This window comes from Citrobacter sp. Marseille-Q5395, assembly GCF_947057495.1.
Classification (GTDB): domain Bacteria; phylum Pseudomonadota; class Gammaproteobacteria; order Enterobacterales; family Enterobacteriaceae; genus Citrobacter; species Citrobacter murliniae.
The window spans coordinates 312,113-333,571 of record NZ_CAMSEL010000001.1; the positions used below are offsets into that span (position 1 = coordinate 312,113).

A 21,459-nucleotide genomic window follows, 5' to 3' on the forward strand; every position below is an offset into this window, starting at 1 on the left:
AGCGCAAAATAACATCGCAATAGTAGATGATTGTTAAAGATAGTTATCACAGTTGTTTAAAAATGGTGATTTTTATCACAAAGGAATTTCGTATCATTTATTGGTCATCTGAACGCCACTCTGCTGTAAATGGTCGCGTAACCAGCTTCCCGCCACGCCAGGAGGCGATTTCTTATTCCACAGCAGGTCGATAGAGATAGCCTTTGGCCAGCCGGGCATCTTCAACTGTACCAGCGGTTTTTGTGCCGCAAATTCTTCCACCAGCGCGCAAGGTAGCGCGCACCAGCCAAACCCCTGAACCGCCATACTCAGCAATAACAGATAGTTAGGAGCAGACCATACGGGACCACGCGCCACGTTAGTGCCGCTTTCCAGATAGGTATTCAACCGCAGTTCGCGCCAGGTGTGGAGCTGCTCCCATTGCAGGTTGTTTTGCGTAGCCAGCGGATGCGAGGCCGCCACATATAACCCCATCCAGGTTTGCATTGGCAGACGAGTGACGCCCATATCCGTTGGATAGTCCTCGCGCGCCTCAATAAGCCCAACCTGAGCTCGTCCCTTTTGCAGCAGATCGATCACATCTTCATCTTCGCCAATCAGACATTCAAACTCGGTATGGGGAAACAGGCGGTCAAACTGCACCATCAATTCTTCCAGCACATCCGGATGCAGCGTGTCAGAAAGCACAAACGTCAAACGCGCTTCCGTTGCGCCTGAAAGTGAAATAGCAGCTTCATCCAGACGATCGCTCGCTGACAAAATCGCCTGAACGTAGCCAAGTACCCGTTTACCTTGTTCAGTGAGCGTCGGCTGGCGCGAGGAACGATCAAATAGCGCAAAACCGAGATCGGCTTCCAGATGCGCAATCGCCGTACTGATAGTGGACTGACTTTTACGCAGCCGCCGCGCTGCCGCAGAAAATGAACCGCAGGAAACGGTCTCAACAAATGCTGTTAATGCTTCGGGAGAGTAACGCATAACCTATCTACTTTATCGATGGATTCTATCTTTTAGATATCACATAAAACGATAAAATTTCCACCATTCCGTTATCCGGGCATCAAAGAAGGTTTTACGTTATGCAACACGATACAGTCCAACGCCGTTCGTTACTGGAACGTATTTTTCACGCCGTCTGTTTTGAGGGCATTGCCACCGCTATTCTCGCACCAACCACCGCATGGTTGATGCAACGTTCGGTGCTGGAAATGGGCGGATTGACCGTACTCCTGGCTACCACAGCGATGATCTGGAATATCATTTATAACGCCCTGTTTGATCGCTTGTGGCCGTCACACCTGGTGAAACGTACGGCGAAAGTACGGGCATTTCACGCCTTAGGTTTCGAAAGTGGTTTTATCGTTATCGGGGTAACCATCGTGTCGTATGTGCTGAGCGTCAGTCTGCTGCAGGCATTCACGCTAGAAATAGGTTTCTTCCTGTTCTTCCTGCCGTACACCATGTTTTATAACTGGGCATACGACACGGTGCGTGAACGCGTGATGAAGCGCCGTCAACAGCGCGTTACTGCCTGATAATTCAACGAATAGTCGGAATTATCCCGATTCCGGCTATTCATCCATTCACCAGCCCACTTGTTCACACCTCCCCCAGCACCTCTCATTTGTGGTAAATTGCGCTTCTTTTTGTTTATTTTATAGTTGATACGTTCAAATAATGTCGAAAATTTGGTCAAAAGAAGAGACTCTCTGGAGCTTCGCGTTATATGGGACTGCCGTCGGCGCAGGAACCCTATTTCTCCCCATACAGCTGGGTTCTGCTGGGGCGGTCGTATTGTTTATCACCGCACTTGTTGCCTGGCCTTTAACTTACTGGCCACACAAGGCTCTGTGCCAGTTTATCCTGTCATCGAAAACATCAGCTGGTGAAGGGATCACCGGTGCGGTAACGCACTACTACGGCAAAAAGATTGGTAGCTTAATCACCACTCTCTATTTTGTTGCCTTCTTTGTGGTCGTGCTGATCTACGCCGTGGCAATCACCAACTCCCTCACAGAACAGCTGGCAAAACATATCACCGTGGATCTACGCATCCGCATGCTCGTCAGCCTTGGCGTGGTGCTGGTACTGAATCTCATTTTTCTGATGGGGCGACAAGCCACTATTCGGGTGATGGGATTTCTGGTGTTCCCTCTCATCGCTTACTTTTTGTTCCTTTCGCTCTATCTGACCGGAAGCTGGCAGCCTACGTTACTCACCGGCCAGATGTCTTTCGATCAACACACGCTTCATCAGGTATGGATATCAATCCCCGTGATGGTTTTTGCTTTTAGCCATACGCCAATCATCTCCACGTTTGCCATCGACAGACGCGAGAAATACGGCGAGCAGGCCATGGGTAAATGCAAAAAAATCATGAAAGTAGCCTACGTCATCATCTGTCTGAGCGTGCTGTTTTTCGTCTTCAGCTGCTTACTTTCTATTCCAGTAAATTATATTGAAGACGCAAGAAATGAAGGCGTGACGATTTTGTCAGCGCTCTCAATGATGCCGAACGCCCCTGCATGGCTGTCGATTTCAGGGATTATCGTAGCCATTGTGGCGATGTCAAAATCGTTTCTGGGTACGTACTTTGGCGTGATTGAAGGAGCAACCGAAGTCGTAAAAACGTCGTTGCATCAGGTGGGAGTGAAGAAAAGCCGGGCCTTTAACCGCGCCCTGTCGATCATGCTGGTCTCGACGATCACGTTTATCATTTGCTGCATTAACCCGAATGCCATCTCAATGATTTACGCAATCAGCGGGCCGCTCATCGCCATGATTCTTTTCATCATGCCGACGCTGTCGACCTATTTGATCCCGGCTCTGAAGCCGTACCGTTCAGTGGGCAATTTGATTACCCTGATTGTGGGTCTGCTGTGTGTTTCGGTGATGTTTTTCGGCTAAAAATGTTATGCAACGGCTCATTCATCAGTGGGTGAATGAGCCGCATATCGCCTTACTTGATGTAGGAATCCAGTACCTTCAGCACCACATCCAAATCTTCTTCGCGTTTTATTTCATCGCCCTGATGCACAATATGCTCAGTCAGGTGACCTTTAATCACTTCTCGCATTAACCCGTTTACCGCCCCGCGGATCGCCGCAATCTGTTGTAACACCGCCGCGCATTCATGCGGTTCATCAAGCATGGTTTTCAGCGCCGCCACCTGCCCCTGAATCTTACTGGCACGGGCCTTGAGCTTTTGTTTGTCGCGGATCGTATGTGACATCGTCCTGTCCCCGTTGCATAAATCACGGCTCACTATACCGCGCCGATCTACTGGGGGGTAGTATTCTGTACTGGGGGGGAGTAGAATCTGGCGAAACAAAACAACTAAGAATCATTCTCATGGGTGAGTTTTCTACGCTTCTTCAGCAAGGTAATGCCTGGTTCTTTATTCCCAGCGCGATTTTATTGGGCGTGTTACACGGTCTGGAACCGGGACATTCCAAGACGATGATGGCGGCATTTATTATCGCCATTAAAGGAACCATCAAACAGGCGGTGATGCTGGGGCTGGCGGCTACGCTGTCACATACCGCTGTGGTGTGGTTGATTGCGCTCGGCGGGATGTATATCAGCAAAGCGTTTACCGCCCAGGCCGTCGAACCCTGGCTGCAGTTTGTCTCTGCCATCATCATTCTGGGCACAGCATTGTGGATGTTCTGGCGGACATGGCAAGGCGAACAGAACTGGCTGACCCAGACGCATCACGAGCACGACCATGATCACGAACATCACCACCATGAGCATCATGAGCACCATGAGCACCATGAGCATCATGAGCACCATGAGCACCATGAGCACCATGAGCACCATAAGCACCATAACCATGATGACGATCACCACCATCATCACGACCACGATCATGACCATGCCGCGCTGGCAGGACTCACCGAAGGTTCGAAAGAGTATCAGGACGCTCACGAACGGGCACATGCCACCGACATCCAGCGTCGCTTTCAGGGTAAAGACGTCACTAACGGGCAAATTTTACTTTTTGGCCTGACCGGGGGGCTGATCCCGTGCCCAGCAGCGATTACGGTCTTGCTGATCTGCATCCAGCTCAAAGCCTTCACGCTGGGAGCAACAATGGTGCTGTGCTTTAGCCTCGGGCTGGCGCTGACGCTGGTGACGGTAGGTGTCGGTGCGGCAATCAGCGTGCAGCAGGCGGCAAAACGCTGGAGCGGATTTAACACACTGGCACGTAAAGCCCCCTATTTTTCCAGCGCACTCATCGGCATGGTCGGATTGTATATGGGGATCCACGGCTATATGGGCATCATGGGTTAGGAACGAAAAAGAGAGGAAACGCGCAGCAACCTGTGCCACTGCGCGTGGAATGACGCTAGCTGGCGACATTTCCCCACACCAGTTGCCCTTTATGGAAGGTCGCTGTACGTGGAGAGATCCTTGCAACCGCTTCTGCTGAGCAGGAGGCATCAACCAGTACAAAACTGGCCTCATCCTGCGCTTTTGGCCAGACGCGCTCACCTTTATCATTCAACGGCAGCACATCGCCGGTGGCGAGGAACAGCGCCCGTGACAGATTCAGCTCATTAGGACGAATATAGAGCTGCGCGTATAAATTCGCCTTCTCCAGCATGTCCCCCAGCCCATACGGTGACCAGTGGTCGATCACGCTGTCGGTACCGGTAATCACCACCACACCTTTGTCACGCAGTTGTTTCAACGGCATGTGCATCGTGCCAATCGGCACCGTCGAGGCAATAGTAATTTGCTGAGCCACCATGCGAGTCGCCAGTTCATCCACCTGCTGCTCATTAAGCGTAGACAATGCAAAAGCGTGGCTGATGGTCAGTTTACCCTTCAGCTGTGGCGTTTTCTCCACGGTCTCCACCATGTAATTCAGCGCCGCAACGCCAGCCGGACTGGTTTCATGCAGATGGATATCCACGCCTTTATCGTAATCCAGCGCAATCTGGAACATGGTATCGAGGGATTTCTCCATCGCCCCATCCACGCTGGTCGGATCCAGCCCGCCAACGTAGTGTGCTCCCGCCTGCATCGCTTCACGCATCAGCGGTTCAGACTTTGATAACAGCAGACCATGCTGGGGAAACGCCACGATCTCACAGGCAAAACCGGGCTGACGACGCGCCAGCACCGCCTGTAAGTTTTCCAGATTTTTCAGTCCGGAAACCGGCTCAATATTGCAGTGGCTGCGCGCAATCGATGTACCTTTTGACTGCAGCAGGTCAATAAGCTTTTCCGCGCGCTCCTGGGTGTACGGTTGTAGCTCGGGCAGCAGCTTTTGCTCCAGGCGGATCATATCCTGAATGGTAGTGCCCGCAGGACGATTAAGTGAGCGCCACGGGCCACCATAAAAAGTTTTATCCAGATGGATGTGCATATCTCGCATGGCAGGAAGCATCAGCTTTCCGCCTGCATCGTAGTGTGGCAACGTCGCATCCGGATGCTGCTTATTCTCACGCAGCGCAACAATCTTTCCGTCCTGAATTTCGACAGTTTGTAGCGCAGTACGGGTATGTACCACCACGGCGTTTTCGTAATCAAACCCCGCTTCCAGCAGAACGTTATCCAGATAATAGTGTTTATCGTTAATCGTCATTGTGCTTTTCGCGCCACTGGTTGTCCCGACAGGATTAGCAGCATACGCGACCGGGGCCACCGCGCCAAACAACGCGGCAGCGGTCACCATTTTTCCGCTCTGGCTTAAAAACTCACGGCGGCTGTTACTTTCCTTCATTCGCATCTCCTCTCAGGAATGGACAATATGGGTACCCGTTTCACCACGCAGCGCGGCAGGAAGACATTCTGGCGTGGTGATAATCACCCGCTTACCGCCACGCGCCAGGAATGTCAGGCTGGCAACAATTTTGGGTAACATGCTGCCCGGCGGGAAATGCCCTTCCTGCATGTAACGGGTCATCGTCGCGATATCGACCGTGTCCAGCGCCTGCTGGTTAGGTTTGCCGAAGTGAATACACACTTTCTCTACACCGGTGGTGATCACCAGGATGTCAGCGCGGATCTCCTGCGCCAACAGCGCGGTAGAGAGATCTTTATCAATCACCGCGTCCACGCTGTGATAATCCCCCTGCTCGCTACGCACTACCGGGATCCCACCGCCCCCCGCGCCAATCACCACAAAGCCCTGCTGGGTCAGAGTTTTAATCGCCTCCGCTTCGACAATGCGCTTTGGCTCCGGAGACGCAACAACACGACGGTAACCGCGCCCGGAATCCTCCACAAAACGCCAGCCCGGATTGACCCGCTGTAGCTCATCACGCTGCGCTTCGCTAAAGAACGCCCCGATAGGCTTGGTCGGATTAGCAAAACCGGGATCGTTCTTGTCGACCTCCACCTGCGTCACCACGGTCACCGCTTTCTGCTCCCCGCGACGCGCCAGACGGTTATTTAACGCCTGCTGGATCAGGTAGCCTATGCCCCCCTGGGTATCGGCTACGCAGTTGGCCAGCGGGGTGAGTGGTAAACCTTCACGCTCATGCGCGATTTCCGCACGCCGCAGATCGAGTCCAACCTGTGGCCCGTTACCGTGCGTCAGCACAATGTTGTAGTCCGATGCCAACATCTCCAGCACCGTATCTGCGACCGCTTTCACCGCTTCAGCCTGGTGCTCAATCGACTGGCTGGCGTTATCTTTGATAATGCTGTTGCCGCCAATGGCAACGACCACAAGTTCTTTCATAGTGTCATCTTCCGCTTGCAGGCGATTCAGGTAGTTTTCGTTGGTTCCTGCTCAGGCGCAGTTACCGCTTCACGGCTGTCGAGAACATGTTTGATGACAAACATGCCGCTCATCATCAGGTAGGCCAGAACAAACATCATCGAACTGCCTTCCGCAAAGCCAACCGCCGGGGAGTGGATCACACCAAACAGCGACAGCAGTGCGCCGAAGGCTGCGGCAACCGCACCGCGCAGTGGCTTGTTCATAATGGCGAAGATAGCGACACAGCCCCACAACATACTGGCCAACGGCGCGCCGCTTCCCAGATGAACCAGCCCGTCGTAATACACGCCTTTGCTGTGCAACAGATCGCTACCCAGTTTCGCCGCTGACGTTCCGGCCGCGCCCATCACGCTGTTGACGATGGTCAGCGCCCAGTTGGCAATCCATGGGAACAGACAGATGAAGATGACGGGGACCTCGACTTTGGGCGTTTCTCGTACCACCTGATTGGCAGTCACTACACCGATAAACACCAGGATCGGCACTATCGCGGTCATCGGAATAATGGCGAGCATAAACGCCCCCAGACCAAACAAAGGCACCAGGAACATGGTGATACCCGATGCGAGGGTATAACCAATACTGGCTCCCATCGCTTTCCAGCCCGCATGTCCAACGTAGACGGTGACCGGGAACGGGTTCCCCAACATACAGCCAAGCATGGATGCAAAACCGTTCGCCATCATGACTTTACGGGTGTTGTACTCATCTCCCGCCGCGTGCGCACTTTCAATATTCTCAAGGTCAAAAATATAGTTCGCCAGACCCAGAGGAACCGCAGAAGCCAGGTACGGCAGCGCGTGCGGCAGGCCTTGCAGGAAGCTGTCGACATGGACTTCCGGCGGGTTAAAGCCAAAAGAGGACATTGAGGCTTTGATCGCTTCAGGGCTTTGCAAGCCGGAGATCCACGCCAATGCCGTACCGGCAATCAGCAGCAGCAAACCGGTAGGAATGCGGGCAAAAATCGGTTTCTTACCAAACCAGTTAATGAAGATCAGCAGCAGGACGATGAAAGAGACAGTTGGCGCTTCAAATGCCTGCAACATCGGGTTCATTGCCAACAGCAACAGACCCAGGCCAGATAAACAGGAAAGCAGCACTGTGCGCGGTATCATTTTGCGGATGGTCTCACCGAGGAATGAACCACCGACCAGGATCAACGCTTCAACAAAGCACCATACCAGCGCTATCTGAATAGCGAAGTTGGCGTCTTTCGTTTGCTGATACACCGGCATTAGTACCAGGAAGGTCACAGTAAAGATCGACGGTGCGCTTGGCCCGGACGGCAGCGCCGTCACGTCGTTACGCCCGGTATGTTTCGCCATCTGCAAGCCAAACCAGGCATAACAGATGCTGGCCACCAGCACCGCCAGACCAAAGGCGGGTGCAATTCGGCCGTAGACAATTTCAGTAGGGATCCCGACAACAAAAATGAGTAGCCCCATCATTGTCAACAGGTTAGTCAGGTTGTTGGTCATCAGCCCGAAGTAAGCCGCCCAGTCACCACGTTTCCATTCTAGTTTTATGTTGTTCATGGAATATCCTTTACAGGTTAAGCATCGTTTGCGATCACGGAGATCGCCCAGCCCTGCAGGTAAGCAACGTTTTTCTCTTCGCTACCGTGGGGCTAACGGTGTTAGCCCCTGTGGTTGTTATTAGCAGTAGCGGTCACGCCAGTTGAGGATCACCTTTTCAAAGCAGGCAAACGGCGGGTGTACTATTCCGGCGCCGATCATGCCGATCCCCGCATCTTTGTGCGCAATGGCGGTGTTGATCACCGGCAGAATACCGGTGCTGCCCACACGCGTAATGTCGATCGCGGTTGGCACGCCCATAAAACCGAGCAGCGGAATGGTGACGTTTGGGTTTTCACCGAGGGTGATTTCACGCATCTGGCGGGAGAAGTCGACGGCTTCTTCAACCGTACCACCCACCAGCGCCACGATGGCTGGTGCGGTGGCCATCGCGAAGCCGCCAATACCGTAGGTTTCGGTAATGGCGCTGTCGCCGATATCACGCCCGGAGTCTTCCGGCTTATAGCCCGCGAACATCGGGCCAATCACCTGCTGTGCCGGACCGGTAAACCACTGGCCCGGTAAGCCGCTGATACGCAGGCCGAACTCAACGCCATTACGCGCCATCGTCGTCACCACCGTGCTGTATTCAATGCCGTGCGCAGCATCCATGGCGGCTTTACACATCGCCATCCACGTTGGACCGGAGAAATAGTCGCTGCTGAGCACAAACTCGAACACTTCACGTTGTTGCTCAACCGGATAGCCGGTCTGGATAATCCACGGAGTCAGCGCCTGAATTAACAGTGCCGTACCGGCGTTGTTGCGGTTATGGCACTCATCGCCCATGTGCAGCGCCTGTGCCAGCATCAGGCGTAAATCGATTTCACCCGCCAGTTTCATCGCATCACGCAGCATCGGTCCCATCACATCACGCATCCAGTTAAGGCGATCGATAACGCTTTGATCGTTCGCTCCCATGCGCAGGATCTTTGCCATCTGCTCGCTCATATTGGTATATGCGCGGTTGCCGTAAGTTTTGTTCTCCACGATGTGCATGAACATCGACGCGGACGTTACGCCCGCCATCGATCCCACGCAGTCATGTTCGTGGCACGGCGAGAAGTTAATTTCGCCCGAAGCGGCAAGCTCGGCGGCTTCATCCAGATCTTTCGCCAACCCTTCAAATACCAGCGCGCCGGTGACTGCACCTTTCATCGCACCGCACATTTTTTCCCAGCGGATCGGCGGCCCGGCATGCAGAATCGTGTTACGGGTCATTCCAGGTACCACATTGATGGCCTGGTCATAGCCAATCAGCACCGGATGCGACTTAATAATACGTTCCAGCGCCTGCTGGTTAGCGGCGGCAATCTTGTCTGCCAGCGGTGAATCAGCAATCTGATCCAGTGCCGCAACCACCTGCATATTGCCCTGGCCTGGCGGTGTCCAGTCGAGTTGAGTAACGGGCACGTTCTGCTTTTTCAGGTCATCGCTGAACATCGCGATACCGACGTTAATCACATTCAGCGGCTGGTTAAACAGTGTCTGGCTCATCAGGCTTCCTCCCCTTTACAGATAAATTCACGCGCCAGCAATCCGGTGTTGGTGCTACTGCTCGCCCAGATAACGCCGGCATCAGTCAGCATCTGGCACTGTTTTTCCAGCGATGGCGTATCCAGGTCGGTCCCCAGAACATAGCCGAGAATTTCCAGAGGACGACCGTCAGCGGCAGCGATGGCTTTCGCTTCATTGATCGCGTCGATCATCACGCCAACCGGATCTTCATGCGATCCAAATCCAAGGACGAAATCCATCACGATCACGCCGACTTCAGGATCTCTCGCTTCCTGCAACAAACGACTGATGCGGTTGGTCGGATCGATCATTGGATGGGGCTTGCCGTTGGTGAAATCATCATCACCAAAATCAAGGAAGGTATGCGCCACACTACGGTTGAGATCCTGCAGGCGGAACGCCGGGTCCGGATGAATGTTGCTGTACACCTCGGCATGTTTTTCCATGGCGGCAAACATCGCTTCATCACACAGCGTGCCGCCACAGAACAGTCCGCGAATATACTTTTGCTGCGGCGTCAGACGGGCGCGAACTTCTTCAATCAGCGGCCAGTTGAGCGGATGCAGATCAAGACTCTCTTTTTTCACGCCACTCAGCAGAACTGCTTTCAATGCCGCTTCTTTAGTGCCGCGAGCGAACTGCAGACCCTCTTCGTCCGCAGGCGCAGCTTCACGTCCGAGGAAACAGACCACCACCGGTTTAAAGCAGGCGCGCGCACGTTCCAGCACCTTACGGGCTACCGCAGGTGCTGGCGGTTTAGAGATCAGCGCAATGATCTCAGTTTGTGGATCGGCCTCCAGCATACCTATCGCATCGAGCATCATCAGGCCGCCAATCTTCTCGCTCAGATCGCGTCCACCGGTGCCGATCAACTGGGAAATGCCACCGCCAAATTCGTGAATGCGTACACTGAGCTCCTGACTACCGGTGCCAGATGCCCCAATAATGCCGATATTGCCGCGACGCACCGCGTTCCCAAAACAGAGCGCCGCGCCGTTAATAATGGCGGTACCGCAATCAGGCCCCATCATCAACAACCCTTTTTCATGCGCCAGCTGTTTAAGAGCCAGTTCGTCATCAAGGGAAACGTTGTCAGAAAACAACATTACGTTGAGGTTGTTTTGCAGCGCCTGACGCGCCTCGCGGGCCGCGAACAGACCATTTACCGATATCACCGCGAGGTTGCTGTCGGGGACATGTTTTTTAGCACTGGCGAGCGTGGCATAACGTGCTTCGTGCTGTCCACCTTGTTCCTTATGCGTGAACAGTTCCTCTATCGCCACCAACGTTTGCTCGTTCGCGGCCTCACTCGCACCTTTAATGACAATCATTAGATCGCCACTCTTTGCCTCTTCCAGCTCAGGCGTAAGCAGACCGAGATTCTTCAGCACGCCCTTGTTCATTTCCGTTGCCATCGCCACGAACGCCTGCTCCACACCATCAAGCTTATTAGCGCGCGTAGAGATAGACATCAGTGAGACAGAATCAAAATACGTGTTCTTTTTAACAACTATCCTGATCGACATAATTCCCTCCGGACCGTTGGCTCAGGGCGCAGGCATCCGCCATGCCGTACAGCATGTCGCAGCCAGAACTTGAGCCGATATTTTTAATGTCAGCAATAAATTTCGTAGCAACGTGTGGTTGCTCAGTAATAATATGGGTCACCAACCGCGTGACACTTTCCCGATAACGTTGATGAAACGCCTCTTCCAGCGTTATTTTGCTGAGTAAGGTTGTGTTATTTCCGGCAATCTGTAATGCCGTTAAAAAATCTTGTCGATACTTATTCAGCGGATGCCCACTAATAAATAAAATCGTACTCAGGCCTACTAAATAATCATCAGACGATGGCGTCAGCCCTATTCCAAGACCAATTAAATCGCTGACCGCAACACAGATATTTTCTCCCGTACTCAGCGCCGTTATTAAACTTTGGCGGCGCAGTTGTAATTCACGATTAATTTCCTGGTAAAACGGATTATCCCCCTGGTACAGAAATAATGTGTCGTCGCGATTAAGCTGTTGGCGGATAACCTCTGCCCAGTGGCGCCAGGATATTGTGGCGAAGCGCTCTGCATCTGGCGACCCACGAGGCATTTGCCACATCAGGCAACCAGAGGTCTCTATCCATTTATCATAACCAACAGCGATCCCTGACTGCGTAAAACTCACCGGCTCACCGGGTTGAAACAGATCTTCGCAATGCGTCAGCGCCAGCCGACAGCTGTTAGGCGCGTTATCGCAGCACTCACTCAATAACGTAAACAATCGCTGCTGTTCCGGTATGAACAGGTTCACCGCGCGGGAAAAAACCTGTTCAACTCGCCCCGTTCCCCGATACGCAAGAAACGCGCCGTCTGCAGTTAGCGCCCTCACGCATCGCCGTGATGGCGTGGCGATAGTGGCGCTCCTCTGTCAGGCTCCGGCGGCAATCAGCAGCTCGGCGATTTCATGGAACCCTTTCTCCCGCGCCAGTTCCAGCGGGGTTTTACCGTATTTATCCGTCATGTGCGGGTTAGCGCCATTGTCGAGCAGCAGCTTGACGATTTCCTGCTGCTTCGCGCCGCCATCATTAAGTACGATGGCTTCCAGCAACGGCGTCCAGCCGACAAAGTTGGTATGGTTTACATTGATATCGGTACGCTGCAGTAATTCACGTACGATCTCAACGTGACCTTTTTCGCTGGCTGGCGTAATACCAACGCCGCCAAAACGGCTCAGTCGTTCGAGATCGGGATTGGCAGGTAATACCGTACGCAGCAGCGTTAAATCATTAGTCAGGCAGCTAATCAGGAAGGGGTTAAAACAAGTTTGATCTTGTTTATTAATATCGGCACCGGCGTCAATCAATAAAGAAACGCAGTCATAATGCTTATTCAGGCTGGCAATAATTATGGCGGTACGGCCCTGGCGGTTAGTAGCATTAATATCCACATTATTTGCCAGACAGGATTTTAATCCTTCGGCATTGCCCTGTTCTGCCGCCAGCAGAAATTCAGTAATGAGTTCTTTCTCTGACATAATCGCTCTCCTGCAGTTTTTTAGACTTTTTAAATATCCGATAACCTGAGAATAGCAACAGAGTACGGAGAATAACATCCGCTTAAATTTCATTCATCGTAAGTGAGTCGATTGTTGAAACAAATTTAATAATGAGAACAAAATGTGCTGTAGTGCAATCTTTCTCTTATGACTAACGGTCTTTCAGCCATTAATCAGTCATAGGGGAAATAAAGCGGTATGCTGCACGGATAGCGGCCTGCAACTAAAACACAGAAGTGTGATTGCCTTCAAATCAAATGTAACCCTAGTGTTAAATTCTGTTCAAAACTGATTGCTCTCCATAAGGATTACAAATACATTCAACAATCATCGTATCGCGGGTTGTGGACTCAGGGGAGAAGGAATGAATTCAATATTTACCGAGGAAAACCTGCTGGCGTTTACGATGGCTGCCCGCTACAGCAGCTTCAGCAAGGCCGCCGAGGAGCTGGGTTTAACCACCTCCGCCATCAGTTATACCATCAAGCGCATGGAAATGGGGCTGGATGTGGTGCTGTTTACCCGCAGTACCCGCAGCATTGAGCTGACCGAGTCCGGGCGCTATTTCTTTCGTAAAGCGACAGACCTGCTCAACGACTTTCACGCCATCAAGCGCAGCATTGATACGATCTCCCAGGGCATTGAGGCTCGGGTGCGCATTTGTATTAATCAACTGCTGTATACCCCGAAGCATACCGCGCGACTGTTACAGGTACTTAAGAAACAGTTTCCAACCTGCCAGATAACCGTGACCACGGAGGTCTATAACGGCGTCTGGGATTCCATCATCAATAACCAGGCCAATATCGCCATTGGCGCGCCAGACACGCTACTGGACGGTGGCGGGATCGATTACACCGAGATTGGCGCGATCCGCTGGTCGTTCGCCATCGCACCTGATCACCCGCTGGCCTTTATGCCTGAGCCGATTTCAGAGAGTCAGCTGCGTTTGTATCCGAACATCATGGTAGAAGATACCGCGCACACTATTAACAAGAAGGTCGGCTGGCTGCTGCACGGGCAGGAATCAATCCTGGTGCCCGATTTTAATACCAAGTGCCAGTGTCAGATCCTCGGCGAAGGCATCGGTTTTCTACCCGACTATATGGTGCGCGAAGCAATGGAAAAATCGCTGCTGGTGACGCGACAGATCCATAACCCACGCCAGGATTCGCGCATGCTACTGGCGACCCAGCACTCGGCAACCGGGCGGGTGACACAGTGGATTAAAAAGGAGTTTGGCCCACAAGGGGTACTGACGGGGATTTATCAGGATCTGCTGCATCGGGAGTAATATGCCCGATGAGGGGAACTATTGTGGACGCACCGGATGCGCGTTGCGTCATCCGGTGAAAAGTAAAACTCAGGCACGAATGTCGTCGTACTCGCGAGTTTTATCAAACTCATGTTTGGCAAACGGACAGAGCGGGATCACTTTACGGTTTTCGCGGCGCATTTTTTCCACCACTTTCTCCACCAGCAGCTTGCCGACTCCCTGACCTTTCAGGCTGGGGTCAACATCAGTATGTTCAATGATGCTCAGATGTTCACCCGTCGGCACGAAGACAATCTCAGCAACCTGATTGCCCTCGGCATCGTTAACATAAAACTTGTTGTGCCCTTCAAGAATATCCATGGTCTTCTCACTCATTTCTGGCGATATTTAAGCGCACCGCTCGGACAGGTATCGATAACCTTAATGACCGTCGCGACATCAACTTCATCCGGGATGATCCACGGTTTACGTTTCAGGTTAAAAAGCGTCGCGCTTCCCCGCACACAATTACCCGAATGCTGGCATATCGCCGTATTGAAATAGACATCAACCTTCTCGCCGGTATAGGCCCGGTAACCTGCTTCCAGTAACTCTTTATCCACGACATTACCTCAGTTATTTTTATTGTCCTGGGAGTAATCATAGACCCAGGCGAGTCTGAAGGCTGCTGCTGGCGGCAGAAATTGTCGCAGATTAGCTCCGGCACACGGTTACGTTCACCTCATGCTCTTCACTTCTGTGGAACGATACAACCCGTGAACGTAATCCAGTCCAAGGGTCAAAGGTTCTCTGTCACCGGTTCATTTCTTCGTGCAACCGTTCCCTGGCTGACGGTAGCATCTCAAGCATTGCAGGTGTTGGCGGCGGCAAGCGGTTATCGGCAATATGCCTGTCCACTTCCACATAGTCGATTTCACCATTCTCATGGTGATGAACCGTAAGCACCCTCGCCTTATTCAGCTCGGTAACCAGTTCTCGGGTAATTCGCAAACTTTCTGCCAGCTCATGATCTTCAAGCCCAGGCCTGCGACTGCGTCGTTCCACACGGAAGCGATACTGGTTGTACTTCGCCCAGCCAATGAGCACCAGACCGTTTATCAATGCGATCAGGATGTAAAAAGTGACCGTATCCAGAGTTGTGAAAAACGGCCTCACGCCCATAAAGGGTGAATGAGCCAGTGCCGTAATCAGCCCTTTATAGATCAGGTACAGAAATCCAACCCAGGCAAAAAACGTTAACAGAACGTCTATTACACGTGGCAGAAGTCGCTGTTCGGTAAAGATGAGTGGCTGGCTCATGATTCTATCCTCCCAATTCCACGGTCAGGGCTTACCCAACGCGCTCTGCCGCGTTTGCGTTTAAGCATCACTTTGGGGAAAGCAACCAGCGTGGTGAACAGACTCAGCATCCAGTACACCACCGGGAACCAGATGATCCAGAACAACGAAGCGCCGATACCTTTTTCATAGCGCCGTTCAATCATCAGACTCACCGCAAACTGCAGCAAGCAAACCACGCCGAGTATTAGCCCGGTAAATGCTGGCGGGAACAGGTTTTGCACGTATAGCGAGTCTGGCATTGGGAAAAATAACCCGCAAAGGAACAGCACAATGCTGACCGCATAGGCAAATGACCAGGCGGTAGAAAAACAGAACTCAAGGAACAGCGGCCACATGCGGCGAAATTCCCAAGACCACAGGCGACGCATGTTAACAATAAATACTTCCGCACCACCTTGAGCCCAGCGCAGACGCTGTTTCCACAATCCTCTTAACGTTTCAGGCATCAGGATCCAGCACAGTGCTCGTGGTTCAAAGAATACTGACCAGTGGCGCAATTGCAGCTTCCAACTGATATCGATATCTTCAGTGATCATGTCCGGGCTCCAGTACCCCACCTCAGCCAGAGCACGACGACGAAATGCCGCAATGACGCCAGAAACGGTAAAGATCTGCCCATAGACTCGCTGAGTGCGCTTAATCAAGCCGATAATCGAGGAGAATTCACCGACCTGTACACGACCAATTAACGTGGAACGGGTACGAATGCGCGGGTTTCCGGTCACCGCCCCGACACGCGGGAACTGTATCAACGGGGCGACAATATAGGCGACGGCATCGCGATCCAGTAAAGCATCACCATCAATGCAGACAAGATAATCACTGCGGGCCGCCGCTGCGCCGGTCCTGAGCGCCAGGGCTTTCCCCTGGTTCTCGGCTAAATGAATCACCCGCAGGCTCGGGTATTCCGTTGCCAGTTGTTCAAGCACGTCGTGCGTGTCATCTGTCGAACCGTCGTTAATGGCAATAACTTCAATATTTGTATAACGCTGCGCCAGCGCTGCACCGATCGTTTCACGCGCATTGATCCCTTCGTTATAACAAGGGATCAAGATCGAAATCAGCGGATTTCCTTCAAGCGTCGGCGGCGGTGTTTCCTCTCCCCATTTCCAGTGGCGTTCACGGTAAAACCAGAAGTAAACCCCACCGCTTATCCACAAAGCCGACATGAACAAGGGCCAGAAGAAGACGAAGTTCAGCATCACTTCACCTGTAAAAACGACAGCCACGCCAAACGGCAGACTGAACATCAGGCAAAGAATCAGGAAAGCAATAATGCGATCGGTCATTTTTGCGGGTACCAGTATGATGAGAACGTCGAGCGAATCTCTGACATCTCGGGTTTGTCGCTGATGAAATCATCCGGGTAATAACCATAGTTACCCGCACCGCTTAACTTAAGCTGGCGCATCCACTCGGCTATTTGTTTACCGCTGATTTCGGCCTGTTCCCCGGACTTACGCCAGTCTCGTGCTTGCAGTTCAAACACGGTCTTATCCAGCGCTCCGGGCGTTTGTGCAACGGCATTCACCAGTCTGTCCAGCCAGGCGTTGGCATCATTGGCCGGAATATTCTCCATCAATGGCATTGCCATAGGTGCTGTCCAGTCATAGGTATTGAGGAAATCATTCAGGTTCTGCGCGAACCAGGCTTCACTTTCTGGTTCCAGCACCGGCATGGCGTAAATATTGCGTGCGGTTTGTACCTGTGGGCCGCGAATATTACGTACCGCGCGGGTCAGTTCCTTTGTAAAGTCGGTCAGCATCTTACTTTTCAGGCGAGTCCAACGTTCGAATGCCTGAGGATCGTTACGAATTTGCTCAATACTGCCCGGAAGGCCTGCGGCACGGTATGCGGCTAAAGCCTCCGGCGACGCATCTTCAAAATCCGTCAGGAAAGCATCATCATGGAACAGAATCCCTTTGAAACTGGCATGCTTCGCCAGATCTTCATAAATCTCGGTGATACGCTTACGCGCTTCGCTATCCCAGGGAGAAAGACGAACATACTGCTCACGATTAATCGCGCTACGTCCGGTTTTCGGATCCCATGCCGTCACGCGTGGAATAGCGTCGTCGAGACCAAAAGCCAGCACCGGCATCCAGGCATAAACGGTAACCCCTGCCCGCGTTTGTAATTGCCAGGAGATATAGTTAAAGAGATCGGCACGCATCGGCAGCCAGCGGTTAGGGAAATAAAGCTCGTGAATATTTCCGTCACCTTGTGGATCGGCATACGCCTGCAGGAAAACATGAGAAATACGCATGTCATAGACACGCTGGATCAGCTTGTCGATATTTCTACGTTGTTGGGCAGGATCTTTGTCATACACATAATCCAGATCGATATGCATAACGCGCATCGTCTGAGGTTCACGCACCTGGCCGACCTGGCTGGCAAAGCGCTTAAGGGATGGGTTATCAGATATCAGAACACGGGGGATATCATCCAGAAACGCGGCATTTGCCAGCCCTTCGTTGAGCGTAAACGCCATCTTGTAACCGTGCTCTTTGGCCAGACTTAATGTCGTGCCATTGGCTGCGCCATAAGGCCAGACCCATGCGCGTGGCGATTTCCCGGTTACAGATTTTATTTTGTTTGTGATTAAAGAGATATCAGTGTTAATACGGCGATTGTACTGTTCGTCCGTTTCGTAAGTGCCGGTCTTTTTATCGTACAGACGGTTTGCCACAGCAGGTTCTTTACTTCCCTGCGGGTTCGCTTCACCACCGAAATGCGATGCCCATGTATGCGCACCAATTTCAACCAGCGGCGACTTCCCCATTTCCTCGACCATTTTCCAGGTGGCAAATTTGTCTCGCGCCGTCATCAGCCCACCAAAATCAACTTTTTTATTGGCGGGAGAATCAACCCAGCTGCCCACCGGTGCCCACAGTGCTGGCCAGTTATAGGCTTTCAGCAGCGGCCACACGCGGGTATAAAAACTGCTATAACCATCATCAAAGGTGAGTAATACCGCTTTTTCCGGCAGCACGATTTTCCCGTCATGCGCATCCAGAATTTGCTGCACACTGATCGGGTTATAACCGTTGTCACGTAGCCATCCCATCTGATCGCTCAGCGCACTGGTACGCACAGAGAGGTATCGCTGATCTGCCGCGCCGTCCTCTACATCGTGATAGCCCAGCACCAGGAAGCTATTTTTCGGCCATGGATGATCAGCAGCAAGCGGAGATCGCTCCGCCGGAGGAACGTAGCGCGGGGTCGTATTGTGCGCGCTACTGCACGCAGTGATCATCAACCAGCCAGCGATTAATGCGCTAACCCATAGGCATCTTTTAAACATGTACAGTCCTTAAAACCTGACATTCAAATCGAAAGCGAGGGAGATATTCCGCTCACGTTTACCGTCGTAGGGGCGTTTATCCCACACCAACATCACCCCGCCATCCACGACGTTGTTCCATTTAAGCCGCTGTCCGTATCCCACCTGAACGATGGCGCCCACGTCTTCACCTTGCTGCCAGTAGCCACCTACGCCAGCCACGCCTTGCTGCGTCCACACAGTGTCATAGTGGCGGTAAAGAACCTGCTCTGCGGCAAGCCCTGGTACAACGGAAAAATCACTCTTAGGGTTGTAATACGGCACATTCTCTTTGGTGTTGGTACTTCCGCCGATGCCCGGTGTGAAGTCCAGCGTGAAGCGCGGCGTCGTCCACATGCGCTCTTTTCCGCTCAGCCCGTACTCGATACGATCGTTACCATCCGAGAAATGTGAAGCGGCAAACGACAACTGATACTCTCGTCGTTCATTTTGATACCAGCGGACAAACATATCCCCGCCGTTTGCATACACTCCGCTACGCAGCGCGCGCAGCGGGGTATTACGAGAAAGACGCTCCGCCGAACCGCCGACGCGCCAGTTATCATTAAAATCATGCCAGGCTGAAAGACGCCCACCAATTTTCTGACCATCGCCATAGTTACGGCCCGAAACTTCCATTTCCGCCCAATAATCGCGTGAGGTCCATTCCGCACCGGCAGCCAGGTCACGGTTGATACCCTTTCCTTCTTCAAATTCACCAGTGGCAAAGTTGAATCCGGTAAACAGTCGCCAGTTGTCATTAATCGGCGGACTGTAAATGGCGGTATTGATGTTGAAGTCATTCTTACCACTGACCGGGCTATCGGAGGAAATCCCCTGCGTGCCGCTGATCCGCAGCTCTGACATTTTGTGAACATCACGTATGCGGGCCAGGCGCAGCGTTGCTTCATCATCCGGGCTACGGGCAATGACGTCATCGGTAAGTTCATCGGCCTGCCGCCATTCCTGAAGATCCAGCGCTACATAGGCCTGCTGGCGTTCCAGCTCCAGGTTGCTTGGCTCAATAACTTCGGCCAGTTTAAGCTCTTTCTCTGCAGCTCGAGGCAGACCACGGGCTTCAAGCACTGAAGAATAGGTTATACGCAGCCCCTGGTTACCAGATCCCGTGCGCGCCAGATGTTCCGCGAGTTTTTCTGCCTCAGGCAATTCATTGGCAGCAATGTGATATTGCGTGAGCAACGTCTGACCAAGCAGCCAGTTATCGTTAGGCTGTGGCGTAGGTGAACCATAAATCCGTCGCAGATACGGACTCTCTTTGATTAAATTGTCGACCTGCTTTTTGGCTGCAGCAAAGTTTTCATTATCAATATGCGCATAAAAAAGATCCTGCTGATCTTCAGGACTGAGAGGAGTGACTGGAAGCGGTCCATGCGGATAGTAGATGCTCATCAGCATCGCTTCGGTTTTTTCCGGCTGACGTTCGCTTAGCCACGCCGAAGCGACCCAACGTTTCGCATAGTTAGGCACCTCCCCGCTCGCTTCAAGTGACTCATATTCTTGAATCACTTCGGCAGTACGCTTGCGCACCAGCAAAGCGCCCATACGGTCAATCCTTGCCCGGCGAACATCATCCTGAGCGGACGGTTCATCTTTCCAGGCCGCGAGCAGTTGGGCATATCGGGCAAGCGCTTTATCTGCCACGATAAAACGTTCTTCTTCATTACGCGCGGAAGTATATGAGGAGCGAACGATTTCTGCTGCCGCATCAAGTTCAAGACGACGTTTAACAGGATCTGACGTCGGAACCACCTCCGTTAGCCCTAACGCAGGCCCGGATACACGGTTAGCTGACAGGGCAGATAACAACGTAGATTTTGCATTTTTGTTGCTCGGATCGATATCATTGGCCTGGCTGGCGACTAACAATGCATCCCAGTTTTTCCCCTGCGAATGGTATACATAGGCCACCAATGCATCGGAGTCAGCTCCCGGGTGCGCCTGCGCCCATTTATTCGCTTCGGTGAGCGCCTGCTGATTGTAGCGAGCATCTGCAAGCGTCATTATCCAGCCGGTACGTACATCCACGTTATCAGGATCTTCCTGCAAAACGTTTTCCCAGATGGCTAACGAATCATTCCATTTTTTCTGATTGCGAAAAGCCCGTGCAGCGGCGATTTGCCCACGCGCAGGCACAGCCATCTGCCCACGATATCGCAGCCAAATATCAATCGTTTCTTTATCGCTGTTATTGGCCCAACTGGAGACTTGCAACCAGTCAGCGACCTGATTTGGCGTTAGTGAGGATTTCTTTTCCTGTTCCTGAAGGTAGCGCATGAGCGGCGCACTATTACCTTCACGAGCTTCAATAATCAAACCGTCATAATCAGATGCTGCCGCAGAAGTTTGAACAGGAAAAAGAACGCAGGCCGTAAATAAACAGGTTACAGACTTAAAGCTTTTAATGAAGTTGGTATGTCGACGCATACTGAACATATCTGCCCTTATGTCTTACATCAGAGTAAAAATAAGCGTTTTCAATAAGTTAACTTAATTTCTTAACGATTGTCGACCATCTTATATGCACTACCGCTTATTTCGTAATAGGGTTGCAAACCATTTTAATTCTTTCGTCTTATTGACTACCTGCGCCTCATCCTCTAGTTACCGGAATGGGGCAAAA

The 21,459-nt window shown here is 52.2% G+C and carries 19 protein-coding genes; 4 read left to right on the top strand and 15 right to left on the bottom strand.

Translation table 11 applies throughout. The features are described 5' to 3' along the window. Positions 1–93: 93 nt before the first annotated feature. Positions 94–978: a LysR family transcriptional regulator gene (locus OH663_RS01415; protein WP_045447059.1), complete on the bottom strand. Its 885-nt coding sequence runs from the start codon at positions 976–978 to the stop codon at positions 94–96. Positions 979–1,079: 101 nt separating this feature from the next. Here OH663_RS01415 and OH663_RS01420 point away from each other — a divergent pair, with 101 nt between their 5' ends. Continuing rightward, positions 1,080–1,535: a multidrug/biocide efflux PACE transporter gene (locus tag OH663_RS01420; RefSeq protein ID WP_045447061.1), complete on the top strand. Its 456-nt coding sequence runs from the start codon at positions 1,080–1,082 to the stop codon at positions 1,533–1,535. 142 nt (positions 1,536–1,677) lie between these two features. Next, a complete protein-coding gene (locus tag OH663_RS01425) occupies positions 1,678–2,907 on the top strand; it encodes an amino acid permease (RefSeq protein WP_045447063.1) in 1,230 nt (409 codons plus the stop codon). A 52-nt stretch (positions 2,908–2,959) separates the two neighbouring features. Here OH663_RS01425 and rcnR read toward each other — a convergent pair whose 3' ends face one another. Next, the gene (rcnR, locus tag OH663_RS01430; protein ID WP_016154292.1) at positions 2,960–3,232 is read right to left on the bottom strand and encodes a Ni(II)/Co(II)-binding transcriptional repressor RcnR; all 273 of its coding nucleotides are present in this window, start codon (positions 3,230–3,232) and stop codon (positions 2,960–2,962) included. 119 nt (positions 3,233–3,351) lie between these two features. Here rcnR and OH663_RS01435 point away from each other — a divergent pair, with 119 nt between their 5' ends. Further along, a complete protein-coding gene (locus tag OH663_RS01435; protein ID WP_200009929.1) occupies positions 3,352–4,296 on the top strand; it encodes a nickel/cobalt efflux protein RcnA in 945 nt (314 codons plus the stop codon). Between the two features lie 55 nt (positions 4,297–4,351). Here OH663_RS01435 and OH663_RS01440 read toward each other — a convergent pair whose 3' ends face one another. The 7 genes from OH663_RS01440 to OH663_RS01470 form a co-directional block, all read right to left on the bottom strand. Next, entirely contained in the window at positions 4,352–5,734 is a 1,383-nt protein-coding gene (locus OH663_RS01440) for an amidohydrolase family protein (RefSeq protein WP_200009930.1), read from the bottom strand. Between the two features lie 12 nt (positions 5,735–5,746). Then, positions 5,747–6,697 (bottom strand): carbamate kinase family protein, encoded by a 951-nt coding sequence (locus OH663_RS01445; protein ID WP_045447073.1) that lies wholly within the window; start codon positions 6,695–6,697, stop codon positions 5,747–5,749. Between the two features lie 26 nt (positions 6,698–6,723). Beyond that, positions 6,724–8,274 carry a hypothetical protein gene (locus tag OH663_RS01450; protein WP_048220624.1) on the bottom strand — a complete coding sequence of 517 codons (1,551 nt, stop codon included), beginning with the start codon at positions 8,272–8,274 and terminating at the stop codon, positions 6,724–6,726. A gap of 120 nt (positions 8,275–8,394) precedes the next feature. After that, positions 8,395–9,810, bottom strand: a complete 1,416-nt coding sequence (locus OH663_RS01455) for a YlbE family protein (protein WP_200009931.1) — start codon at positions 9,808–9,810, stop codon at positions 8,395–8,397. Beyond that, positions 9,810–11,357 (bottom strand): acyl-CoA synthetase FdrA, encoded by a 1,548-nt coding sequence (gene fdrA / locus OH663_RS01460; RefSeq protein WP_048220622.1) that lies wholly within the window; start codon positions 11,355–11,357, stop codon positions 9,810–9,812. The genes OH663_RS01455 and fdrA overlap by 1 nt, the downstream gene beginning before the upstream one ends. Further along, positions 11,335–12,210: an oxamate carbamoyltransferase subunit AllH family protein gene (locus tag OH663_RS01465; protein ID WP_200009932.1), complete on the bottom strand. Its 876-nt coding sequence runs from the start codon at positions 12,208–12,210 to the stop codon at positions 11,335–11,337. The genes fdrA and OH663_RS01465 overlap by 23 nt, the downstream gene beginning before the upstream one ends. Before the next feature lie 39 nt (positions 12,211–12,249). Next, on the bottom strand, positions 12,250–12,855 hold the full coding sequence (locus OH663_RS01470) for an ankyrin repeat domain-containing protein (RefSeq protein ID WP_045447086.1): 606 nt from the start codon (positions 12,853–12,855) through the stop codon (positions 12,250–12,252). Between the two features lie 385 nt (positions 12,856–13,240). Between OH663_RS01470 and OH663_RS01475 the strand changes: the two genes are divergently transcribed. After that, entirely contained in the window at positions 13,241–14,170 is a 930-nt protein-coding gene (locus tag OH663_RS01475) for a LysR substrate-binding domain-containing protein (RefSeq protein ID WP_045447089.1), read from the top strand. A 69-nt stretch (positions 14,171–14,239) separates the two neighbouring features. Here the strand turns inward: OH663_RS01475 and OH663_RS01480 are convergent, their stop codons facing one another. From OH663_RS01480 to pgaA, 6 genes are all read right to left on the bottom strand, one after another. Continuing rightward, a complete protein-coding gene (locus OH663_RS01480; RefSeq protein ID WP_045447092.1) occupies positions 14,240–14,512 on the bottom strand; it encodes a GNAT family N-acetyltransferase in 273 nt (90 codons plus the stop codon). An 11-nt stretch (positions 14,513–14,523) separates the two neighbouring features. Further along, a complete protein-coding gene (gene yjdI / locus OH663_RS01485) occupies positions 14,524–14,754 on the bottom strand; it encodes a 4Fe-4S mono-cluster protein YjdI (RefSeq protein WP_045447095.1) in 231 nt (76 codons plus the stop codon). Between the two features lie 190 nt (positions 14,755–14,944). Next, positions 14,945–15,451 carry a poly-beta-1,6-N-acetyl-D-glucosamine biosynthesis protein PgaD gene (gene pgaD, locus OH663_RS01490; RefSeq protein ID WP_045447097.1) on the bottom strand — a complete coding sequence of 169 codons (507 nt, stop codon included), beginning with the start codon at positions 15,449–15,451 and terminating at the stop codon, positions 14,945–14,947. After that, a complete protein-coding gene (gene pgaC / locus OH663_RS01495) occupies positions 15,448–16,782 on the bottom strand; it encodes a poly-beta-1,6-N-acetyl-D-glucosamine synthase (RefSeq protein WP_045447099.1) in 1,335 nt (444 codons plus the stop codon). Before pgaC ends, pgaD begins: the two co-directional genes overlap by 4 nt. Then, the gene (gene pgaB / locus OH663_RS01500; protein WP_200009933.1) at positions 16,779–18,800 is read right to left on the bottom strand and encodes a poly-beta-1,6-N-acetyl-D-glucosamine N-deacetylase PgaB; all 2,022 of its coding nucleotides are present in this window, start codon (positions 18,798–18,800) and stop codon (positions 16,779–16,781) included. The genes pgaC and pgaB overlap by 4 nt, the downstream gene beginning before the upstream one ends. 9 nt (positions 18,801–18,809) lie before the next feature. After that, the gene (pgaA, locus tag OH663_RS01505) at positions 18,810–21,272 is read right to left on the bottom strand and encodes a poly-beta-1,6 N-acetyl-D-glucosamine export porin PgaA (RefSeq protein WP_045447104.1); all 2,463 of its coding nucleotides are present in this window, start codon (positions 21,270–21,272) and stop codon (positions 18,810–18,812) included. Between the last annotated feature and the right edge of the window lie 187 nt (positions 21,273–21,459).

Bases quoted from the DNA above. Each gene is read 5' to 3' on its own strand.
- OH663_RS01415 (WP_045447059.1), bottom strand. From the start codon at position 978: ATGCGTTACTCTCCCGAAGCATTAACAGCATTTGTTGAGACCGTTTCC.
- OH663_RS01455 (WP_200009931.1), bottom strand. From the start codon at position 9,810: ATGAGCCAGACACTGTTTAACCAGCCGCTGAATGTGATTAACGTCGGT.
- OH663_RS01480 (WP_045447092.1), bottom strand. From the start codon at position 14,512: ATGGATATTCTTGAAGGGCACAACAAGTTTTATGTTAACGATGCCGAG.
- pgaC (WP_045447099.1), bottom strand. From the start codon at position 16,782: ATGACCGATCGCATTATTGCTTTCCTGATTCTTTGCCTGATGTTCAGT.
- pgaA (WP_045447104.1), bottom strand. From the start codon at position 21,272: ATGTTCAGTATGCGTCGACATACCAACTTCATTAAAAGCTTTAAGTCT.
- OH663_RS01470 (WP_045447086.1), bottom strand. From the start codon at position 12,855: ATGTCAGAGAAAGAACTCATTACTGAATTTCTGCTGGCGGCAGAACAG.
- fdrA (WP_048220622.1), bottom strand. From the start codon at position 11,357: ATGTCGATCAGGATAGTTGTTAAAAAGAACACGTATTTTGATTCTGTC.
- OH663_RS01420 (WP_045447061.1), top strand. From the start codon at position 1,080: ATGCAACACGATACAGTCCAACGCCGTTCGTTACTGGAACGTATTTTT.
- pgaB (WP_200009933.1), bottom strand. From the start codon at position 18,800: ATGTTTAAAAGATGCCTATGGGTTAGCGCATTAATCGCTGGCTGGTTG.
- OH663_RS01450 (WP_048220624.1), bottom strand. From the start codon at position 8,274: ATGAACAACATAAAACTAGAATGGAAACGTGGTGACTGGGCGGCTTAC.
- pgaD (WP_045447097.1), bottom strand. From the start codon at position 15,451: ATGAGCCAGCCACTCATCTTTACCGAACAGCGACTTCTGCCACGTGTA.
- OH663_RS01445 (WP_045447073.1), bottom strand. From the start codon at position 6,697: ATGAAAGAACTTGTGGTCGTTGCCATTGGCGGCAACAGCATTATCAAA.
- OH663_RS01475 (WP_045447089.1), top strand. From the start codon at position 13,241: ATGAATTCAATATTTACCGAGGAAAACCTGCTGGCGTTTACGATGGCT.
- OH663_RS01440 (WP_200009930.1), bottom strand. From the start codon at position 5,734: ATGAAGGAAAGTAACAGCCGCCGTGAGTTTTTAAGCCAGAGCGGAAAA.
- OH663_RS01435 (WP_200009929.1), top strand. From the start codon at position 3,352: ATGGGTGAGTTTTCTACGCTTCTTCAGCAAGGTAATGCCTGGTTCTTT.
- OH663_RS01425 (WP_045447063.1), top strand. From the start codon at position 1,678: ATGTCGAAAATTTGGTCAAAAGAAGAGACTCTCTGGAGCTTCGCGTTA.
- rcnR (WP_016154292.1), bottom strand. From the start codon at position 3,232: ATGTCACATACGATCCGCGACAAACAAAAGCTCAAGGCCCGTGCCAGT.